We start from the raw sequence: 8,867 nt of genomic DNA on the forward strand, positions 1-8,867 counted from the left end.
TTAAATAAGTAGCGCAATAAATCAATACCGTTCAAAGCAAACAAAAACCCAAATACAATAAACAGAAAAATTAAATACAAAAATGCCTATTTTTTCTCCATGTATGCTATCGTTATTTATATAATGGCTATTTGCAAAGATAAATCAAACTATAGATCCTAAAAATAAAATACAATATATTATGATTTTGAATACATTATTTGCTATAAAAAACGAAAAACACCTATAACCTTTCCCAAAACCGCGACATTATCGGAATATATAGGCTGCATCAATTCATTTTCTGGTTGTAACTTTATGCGATTTGATTCGCGGAAGAAACGCTTTACCGTAGCCTGGTTTTCCTCAAGCAGCAAAGCCACCACAATGTCGCCGTTGTCGGCTGTTTGCTGGCGGCGAACCAATACTATGTCACGGTCTAAAATGCCTGCGTTGACCATGCTGTCGCCGCTTATTGTCAGCATGAAAACATCGTCGCCCGAGCGAGTTCCGATAAATTCGGCGGGTAGGGGGTAGGTCGCCTCAATGTTCTCTTCGGCCAATATCGGCTGGCCGGCGGTTACCCGGCCGACTAAAGGCACGGGAACCATTGTCTGTTGGCGCAGCATGGCGTCTTGGGTTACTTCCACGGTACGCGATTTGAAAGGATTGCGCTGGAGATAACCGGCGGATTCCAGTTTGCGCAAATGCGCGTGTATGCTGGCGCTTGAGGCAAACCCGACCGCTTTGCCGATTTCGCGCACGGAAGGAGGATACCCATTTGTCCGCACGAAGTTTCTGATATATTCCAATATATCGGTCTGGGCTTTGGTTAAGGACGGTTCTTGATCGAATGGACTGTTTGTTGCTTTTTTGGTCAATTTGTCAGCCTCCGGATTAAGAATAAATGGCGTTTTTAAAACAACCGCATTACTTACGTTTGAGCCAAGAACCAAGATTCCAAAGAACACGAAAAACAACAAACAAAAGGTTAAAAAGAAAAGCAAACCCAAACCAGCACCAATAAGAATAGTCAAATCATTCAAAGCATAGCAATTTGCGTTGGTTCAGCAAAAACAAATTGCGCCGCACGGAATAGATTGCAGAAAGATTGCATAGGCATTAAATAAAGAAGTTAAATATAATCCGGGCAGAGTTGCCTTGATGGACGCATAAAGATCAAAGCGCGAGAGCCGTAGATAAATTAGCCGCAAAAATGGTTTTTGGCGCCACTACTTTTACGTCCGATAATATACGTTATGTCAAGTGAACAGGATTGGATAAATAAAAATCAAGAAATAATACGATATTGATCACGGCCATTGTTTTTCGCTTCATACAGAGCCTTATCGCTGCGTTTTAAAACGTCCTGCACCGAGGAGTCGTCCGGCCTTTTACAGCTTACGCCAATGCTCAATGTCAAAGTTATGATTGTGTCCGTATTAGGGATAGCCAATGGAGTGTTTTTGACTACTTGCAAAATACGCTCTGCTATCTTGGTGGCGATTTCCACGCTGGTATCAGGCAAAATGGCGACAAATTCCTCTCCGCCGTATCTTGCCACAAAATCAGAATTTCTGATTTGTTTGGAGAGCAAACTTGCCGCATGAACCAATAGCTCGTCGCCTATGTCATGGCCGTAAGTGTCATTTACTTTTTTGAAAAAATCTATGTCGGCCATAAGGACGCAAAGTTCCGGGCAACTAGCAAAAGCTTTGTCCATAAAAGCATCAAGGGCGCGTCTGTTCGGTATTTGCGTAAGGGTGTCAAGGCTGGCGAGTTCAGTTAGATACAAGCTGTTTTCCCTAAGCTTATCGGTCATTTTATTGAAAGAATCCGAAAAATCACCCAAAAAATCTACTTTTTGCGAAAAATCCCCTTCGGATATTTTTTTGGTCTGCCAAGTCAAATGGCGCAAATTTGATTGCAAGGCTTTAAGGTTTGCCAGTATAAAGCCTTTGTTGTAGACAAGTTTGTCCAGTTCCCCTTTGTTGAGAGACGAACTCAATGTCCGCAAATCCTTTATGATGCTATATATTTTAAAAAAATCCGGATTGCTCAATAATTCCGCGCCAATGTCGGCTTCGTTTATTTTGACGTCGCAAAGCAAAGCCGCAATAGATTTCAACAATGTTGTCATATCTATCGTATTCACAGCATGATATTTAAAATTGTCATCAGCAAGCGGAGATCCGTTATTGTTCATAATGCCATCCGAATCCGGCAATATATAAAAATTACTGTTTTGTTACTGAAAAGCGGCAAGTTCTGGCGCCGGTACACCAACAATCAATTTCTTTTGCGGACCATGGTTGATTTGTATAAGCCTCAAACAGGGCCGATACAAACCCTTCATCATAGATGCAGGTTTCGTAATCAAGTTCCGGAAGCCCGGAGCAGTCAAGATCTTCGTCAATTGTCAACATGATCTTGCCGTCCGCCATGGAAGCCTCTTCTATGCGCAATATACCTATGCCCTTTTCTCTGAGCGCGGTTTGGGTCTTGCGGACAAATTCCTCTAAAGAAGAAACAGGCGCGATATGCATATCGAAAAATGTCCTGCCTGCCAATTTGCCTGCGTCAAAGAAGATCTGATCGGTTTCGTCCGCGCCGTATTTTTCCTCTATGACATCGCGAAGGGTGAACTGCATCAGACGATAAGACTCTAACTCCATTTTGTTGCCAAGGTTCGGCCGGCCGACAGCAATGTCGCCGATAAGAGCTCGGTCAAATTTGTACTTTCTCATAAGTATCACCCTTTCTCAATAGATATAGAAAAACAACATTATTTATCCGGGTTTGCGCGTTTAGACATGATATATTCGTGAATAGATTTGGCAGCGGCTTTCCCCGCTCCCATAGCCGAAATTACTGTTGCCGCCCCTGTTACGATATCGCCGCCGGCAAAGACTCCGTCCCTAGTAGTTCGCCCGTTTTCATCGGCAATTATATTGCCGCGTTTGTTGGCGTCCATGCCTTTGGTCGTAGTGGGTATAAGCGGATTGGGGCCCTGCCCTATCGCCACAATTACGGTGTCGGCGTCAAGCAAAAAATTGGAGTTTTTTATTTCTTTGGGGCTGCGCCGTCCAGAGGCGTCCGGTTCGCCAAGTTCCATGCGCACGCATTCCATCGCGGTTGCCCAACCTTTATCATTGCCGATAATTTTTACCGGATAGGTCAGCAAGTGAAAAACAATGCCTTCTTCTTTGGCGTGTTCGATTTCTTCGTTTCTGGCCGGCATTTCTTTTTCGGAACGCCGATAGACGATGCTTACCGCATCAGCGCCCAAGCGCTTGGCAGTCCTGGCGGCGTCAACGGCAACGTTCCCCGCGCCAATTACCGCCGCCTTTTTGCCTACAACGAGCGGCGTGGCGACAAAGGGGAATTTATAAGAGCGCATGAGGTTGGCGCGCGTAAGAAATTCATTTGCGGAATAAACGCCGTTTAGATTTTCGCCCGGTATATTCATGAAATGTGGCAGCCCCGCGCCTGTGCCTATGAATACGGCATCGAAACCTTCTTCCTCGAGCAATTCCCCGATTGTATAGGAGCGGCCTATCACCATATTGACTTCAATCTTCACTCCCAGCAATTTCAACTGGCTTATTTCATATTGCACGATTTCTTTCGGCAAACGGAATTGCGGGATACCGTACATAAGGACGCCGCCCGGTTCGTGCAGCGCTTCAAAAATGGTAACGCCGTAGCCCATGCGGCTCAAATCCCCCGCCACAGTCAGTCCGGCCGGGCCGCTGCCCACGATGGCCACTTTCCCTCTGTTTTTCTCCTCGGCGGCTGCCGCGGGCGCAAGGCCAAGCTGTTGTTCACGGGCGTAATCGGCGACAAAACGTTCCAGCCGCCCGATAGCTATCGGTTGTCCCCTGCGGCCCAAAACGCACTTTTCCTCGCATTGGCTTTCCTGTGGGCATACGCGCCCACATACGGCCGGCAGGCTGTTTTTGCTTTTAAGCACAGCGATGGAGGAAGCCATGTCTTTTTCGCGCAAATTCTTTATAAAACGCGGAATGTCAATGTTTACCGGGCAACCGGTCTGGCAAAGGGCATTTTGGCATTGCAAACAGCGTCCCGCTTCTGCAAAAGCGGTTTCAAGGTCATAGCCAAGCGCCACTTCGTCAAAGTTTTTGTTGCGTACGCCAGCCGGCTGTTCGGGCATGGGGTGTCTGTCTACAGGCATTGGCAATGCCCCCCGCAACTATATTCTAACGCTTCCTGTTCTTTGTACATCTGCTGTCTTTGCATAAGATTTGTAAAATCGACCAGATGCGCATCGAATTCCGGCCCGTCCACGCAGACGAATTTCGTTTCATCGCCAACGGCTACGCGGCAGCCGCCGCACATCCCAGTCCCGTCCACCATAATGCTGTTGAGGCTGGCAACAGTATATACTCCGTATTCTTTGGTAACGGCGGCAACATTACGCATCATCACGACCGGGCCAATAGCCAAAACAAGGCCGGGCTTTCCCCCTGCCCGCAGAATTTCCCGCAATGGGTCTGTAACGAAACCTTTGCGCCCAATACTGCCATCATCGGTCGTTATAAACAATTCATCGCTTGTTGCGCGCATTTTTTCCTCGAAAATGATCAAATCCTTATTGCGCGCGCCGATAATGGATATAATTTTATTGCCGGCTTTTTTCAACTCCCGCGCAATCGGGTAGACAGGCGCGACACCTATGCCGCCGCCTATGCAAATGGCCGTTCGGAAATTCTCTATATGCGATGGCCGCCCCAAAGGGCCGAGCAAATCCAGTATTTCATCGCCCACTCCGAAAGATTCGCCAAGATGTTTGGTGCTGTTGCCTACTTCTTGCACCACAATGGTTATGGTTCCGCCGTCGCGGTCAAAGTCGGCGATCGTCAACGGTATGCGTTCGCCGTGCGTATCGGTGCGGATAATTACAAACTGTCCCGCTTGGCATTTTTTCGCAATCAGAGGAGCGTCAAGCGTATATTCTTTGACCCCGGGCGAAAATTCCCGTTTGGACAAAATTTTTGCCATTAAAAAATACCTCCGCAAAATGCCGTGCCTAAGAAGCAAATTTTTGGACGCGCTTATTTACTTCGTATTTCACTTTTTCTTCGTCAATGGTATTCAAGCGGCCTTTTTCCAAGAGTATTTTCCCGTTTACCATGACCGTATCCACATCGGCCGACTGTCCGGCGTAAACCATAAGTTGGCAGAGGTTGAATTTGGGATGCCAATGTATTTTGTCAATGTCGAACAAGACTATATCGGCTTTCGCGCCGGCGGCAAGATAGCCGCAATTGTCAATCCGGAGCGCTTTGGCGCCGTTTATTGTCGCCATATCAAAAGCTTCCCGGGCGGGTATGACCAAAGGGTTTCCGGTCACGCCTTTGTGCAGAATGGAAACCAGCCGCATTTCTTCCAAAAGGTCAAGATTGTTATTGCTGGAGGCGCCGTCCGTACCGAGAGCCACCAGCACCCCGGCGTTCAGCATATCAGGCACGGGAGCTATGCCGCTGGCCAGTTTAAGGTTGCTCTGCGGGTTATGCGCTACCGCGACGTTTTTCGCCCGCATGATGGCAATTTCTTCTTTGGTGGCGAAAACGCAATGCGCGGCAAGTGTCGGCAGTTCAAACAAGCCGAGTTCACCCATCCAGGCGATGGGCGTCTTGCCGTTTTGCTTCAGGCAATTTTCAACTTCATCCGCCGTTTCCGACAAGTGCATATGTATGCCCGCGCCTAATCTGCCCGCCGCCGCGACAATTCTTTTAATAAACTTGCCGGAACAGGTATAAGGCGCGTGCGGGCCGAACATGACCGTGATGCGTCCATCGGCGGCATTATGCCATTTATGGTAAAGATCCTCGTTTTCGGCCAGCGATTTGCCGTCGCTGTCGTCCCCGCCGGTCAGCCCTCGCGACAAGACTGCGCGTATGCCTGTTTCTTCAACGGCTTTGGCAACGTCGTCCATAAAATAATACATGTCGGCAAAAGTCGTGGTGCCGGAGCGTAACATTTCCGCTATTGACAGCATCGCGCCCCAATAAATATCATTGCGGTCAAAAGTGGCCTCCGCCGGCCATATTTTATTTTTCAGCCAGTCCATCAGCCGCATGTCGTCGGCGTAACTGCGCAAAAGAGTCATGGAAGCGTGGGTATGCGCATTGACAAAACCCGGCGCCGCCAATTTGCCTTCGCCGTCAATTGTAATGTCAGGGGAAAAATCAGCCGGCAACTCTTCGCCGACAAAAGAAATGACATCATTCGTTACGCCTATGTGCGCCTTATGCGGCCGGTCAACCATGCTGACATTTTTAATCAATATGTTTGGCATCTCAATCCCTCACTAATTGCTGCCTGCTATATTTGTCAAGGTAAAAATCACGCAGTATTTTAACATCTTCAGCGGCTATGCCGCCTGTTTCGGCATCAAGTTGTTTCGCGTACAGGAAGATTTTGGCGGTCTTCTCCACGATAACGGCAACCGTCAGCGCTTCGGTAAGATTGCGCCCGCAAACGGCCAAACCGTGATTTTTTAATAATACCGCGTTTTTGCCGGCAAGGGCGTCAACCGCATTGGCAGCCAGCGACGCGGTTCCGGGCAAAGCGTATCCGCCCACGTCTATTTGCCCGCCGACAATCTGTGCCATGTCCTCCGCCACCGGCAGAATAGGCTGCCCGGCTACGGCAAACGCGCTCGCGTAAACGCTGTGCGTATGTATGATCGCCTTCACGTCTGGGCGGGCGTTATATATAGCGATATGCAAAGGCCATTCGGATGAGGGCGCAAAGGTATTTTTTTGCGGTTTTCCCTGCGCGTCAATGATGCAAATGTCCTTATAACAAAGCGTATCATAAGCGCGGCCGGAAGGCGTAATCGCTATGAGGCCTTTCTTTCCCGTGCGCGCGCTGACATTTCCCCAGACGCCTTCTGTCAGTTTAGCCTGCAAGAGCAGCCGGCCTGTCTCAACTATTTTTCTGCATACGGCCAAAGTCGCTTTATTCATGCCATGCCCATATATTCTTTCTGTGTTTTAGTCAGGCAGTCTATTTCCGTGTTCATGGCGGCAAGTTTGATTTGGGCGGCTTTAACGCTCAGTTCATCCGGCAAGTTATATACCCTGTTTTCCAACTTGCCGGCGTTCTCCAAAAGATAAACCATTGAGAGCGCCTGCATCGTAAAGGAAAGATCCATTATCTCCGCCGGATGGCCGTCGCCGCAAGCTAAATTGACTAAACGCCCTTCGCCAAGGAGATTGAGCCGGCGCCCATCGGCCATTGTGTAGGTCAGGATGTTTTTCCGTGATTCATAAGGCTTTTTTACGCTCAGGGCGGCCAAGTGGTTTTTATTTATTTCCACGTCAAAATGCCCCGCGTTGGCAAGTACAACGCCGTTTTTCATGGCCATGAAATGTTCTTTGACCAGCACGTCCGTACAACCGGTTACAGTAATAAATATGTCCCCCATTTTGGCGGCCTCCCGCATAGGCAGCACCGTAAACCCGTCAAAAACCGCTTCCACCGCTTTTATCGGATCTATTTCAGTTACTATGACATTGGCGCCCAGCCCTCTGGCGCGCATAGCCACGCCTTTGCCGCACCATCCATAACCGGCCACCACTACTTTTTTGCCGGCAATGACAAGGTTGGTAGTGCGCAATATGCCGTCCCAGGCGGACTGGCCCGTGCCGTAACGATTGTCAAACAAGTATTTGCAATAAGCGTCATTAACCGCGATCATTGGAAATGCCAGCCGGCCGGCCTGTTCAAGGCTACGCAGGCGATGGACGCCGGTCGTCGTCTCTTCCGAACCGCCGATTATTTTGTCGGCCAGCGCCTTTCGCTCGCCGTGCAATTGCGCGACCAGATCGCCCCCGTCGTCAATAATAAGGTCAGGCCGAATGTCAATGGCCTTGGCAATGTAAGCGTCATATTCCGCGCTTGTGCAGTTGTGCGTCGCGTAAACCTTTATGCCGGCCTCAACTAGCGCCGCCGCTATTTCATCTTGCGTAGACAAAGGATTGCTGCCCGTTATGGCGACATTGGCGCCCGCATTTTTCAGCACCAGCGCCATATAAGCCGTCTTGGCCTCCAGATGGATGGTTACGGTTATATTTTTGCCGGCGAGGGGCTTTTCCGCGCTGAATTTTTCGTCTATTTTCCCCAATACCGGCATATATTCTTTCGCCCAGTTTATTTTTTGCCAGCCGACAGGGGCAAGTTTTATATCTTTGATTATACTTTCCGACATTTTATTTGCTCCTTACTTTGTTAAACTGCTTATTTTTCCCTCATAAGGCGGATATAGCACCCCTTTTTCCGTTATTATGGCGGAAATGAGTTCATTGGGCGTTACATCAAAGGCGGGGTTGAACACCTTTACGTTGTGGGGCGCGACAAGCGCGCCGCCAAAACTTTTCACCTCTTCGTCCGCCCGCTCTTCAATCGGTATCTCCTCGCCGGTTTTAATGGAAAAATCAATTGTCGATACCGGCGCGGCAATATAAAAAGGTATGTTATGCCTCCTGGCCAATACCGCCAAGGAAAAAGTACCGATTTTATTGGCCGTATCGCCGTTGGGGGCTATCCGATCGGCACCGGTTATGACAAGCTGCGCCATGCCTTTTTTCATTACCCAGCCCGCCATGCTGTCTGTTACGAGCGTTACGGGAATGCCGTCCGCGGCGAGTTCCCAGGCGGTTATGCGCGCGCCCTGCAGGAGCGGCCTTGTTTCGCCGGCATATACCATGGTGATTTTGCCTTGGCCGAAAGCCGCGCGGACAACCCCAAGAGCCGTTCCCCAACCGCAAGTTGCCAGCGCGCCGGCGTTGCAGTGAGTAAAAACGGCGCATTTTCCCGGCAAAACAGCCGCGCCATACTCGCCTATTTTTTTATTGGCC

Annotated in this window: 9 protein-coding genes; all 9 read right to left on the reverse strand. The window is 49.1% G+C overall.

Going from position 1 to position 8,867, the window contains the following annotated elements; translation table 11 throughout:
- Window positions 1-203 precede the first annotated feature (203 nt).
- Window positions 204-860: a transcriptional repressor LexA gene (lexA, locus tag LBO03_10540; GenBank protein ID MDR3350009.1), complete on the reverse strand. Its 657-nt coding sequence runs from the start codon at window positions 858-860 to the stop codon at window positions 204-206.
- Between the two features lie 410 nt (window positions 861-1,270).
- Window positions 1,271-2,119 (reverse strand): GGDEF domain-containing protein, encoded by an 849-nt coding sequence (locus LBO03_10545; protein MDR3350010.1) that lies wholly within the window; start codon window positions 2,117-2,119, stop codon window positions 1,271-1,273.
- A gap of 97 nt (window positions 2,120-2,216) precedes the next feature.
- Complete coding sequence (locus LBO03_10550; GenBank protein ID MDR3350011.1) at window positions 2,217-2,726, reverse strand: hypothetical protein; 510 nt, start codon at window positions 2,724-2,726, stop codon at window positions 2,217-2,219.
- Window positions 2,727-2,764: 38 nt separating this feature from the next.
- Complete coding sequence (gene gltA / locus LBO03_10555) at window positions 2,765-4,174, reverse strand: NADPH-dependent glutamate synthase (protein MDR3350012.1); 1,410 nt, start codon at window positions 4,172-4,174, stop codon at window positions 2,765-2,767.
- A complete protein-coding gene (locus LBO03_10560) occupies window positions 4,165-5,001 on the reverse strand; it encodes a sulfide/dihydroorotate dehydrogenase-like FAD/NAD-binding protein (GenBank protein MDR3350013.1) in 837 nt (278 codons plus the stop codon). The genes gltA and LBO03_10560 overlap by 10 nt, the downstream gene beginning before the upstream one ends.
- 28 nt (window positions 5,002-5,029) lie before the next feature.
- Window positions 5,030-6,301, reverse strand: a complete 1,272-nt coding sequence (locus LBO03_10565; protein MDR3350014.1) for an amidohydrolase — start codon at window positions 6,299-6,301, stop codon at window positions 5,030-5,032.
- Between the two features lies 1 nt (window position 6,302).
- Window positions 6,303-6,974, reverse strand: coding sequence for a class II aldolase/adducin family protein (locus LBO03_10570; protein MDR3350015.1), 672 nt, complete (start codon window positions 6,972-6,974; stop codon window positions 6,303-6,305).
- On the reverse strand, window positions 6,971-8,218 hold the full coding sequence (locus LBO03_10575) for an adenosylhomocysteinase (GenBank protein ID MDR3350016.1): 1,248 nt from the start codon (window positions 8,216-8,218) through the stop codon (window positions 6,971-6,973). The genes LBO03_10570 and LBO03_10575 overlap by 4 nt, the downstream gene beginning before the upstream one ends.
- Window positions 8,219-8,230: 12 nt before the next feature.
- The coding region (mtnA, locus tag LBO03_10580; GenBank protein ID MDR3350017.1) for an S-methyl-5-thioribose-1-phosphate isomerase at window positions 8,231-8,867 on the reverse strand (637 nt) is incomplete at its 5' end.

Source organism: Acidaminococcales bacterium (assembly GCA_031290885.1).
Lineage (GTDB): Bacteria > Bacillota > Negativicutes > Acidaminococcales > JAISLQ01 > JAISLQ01.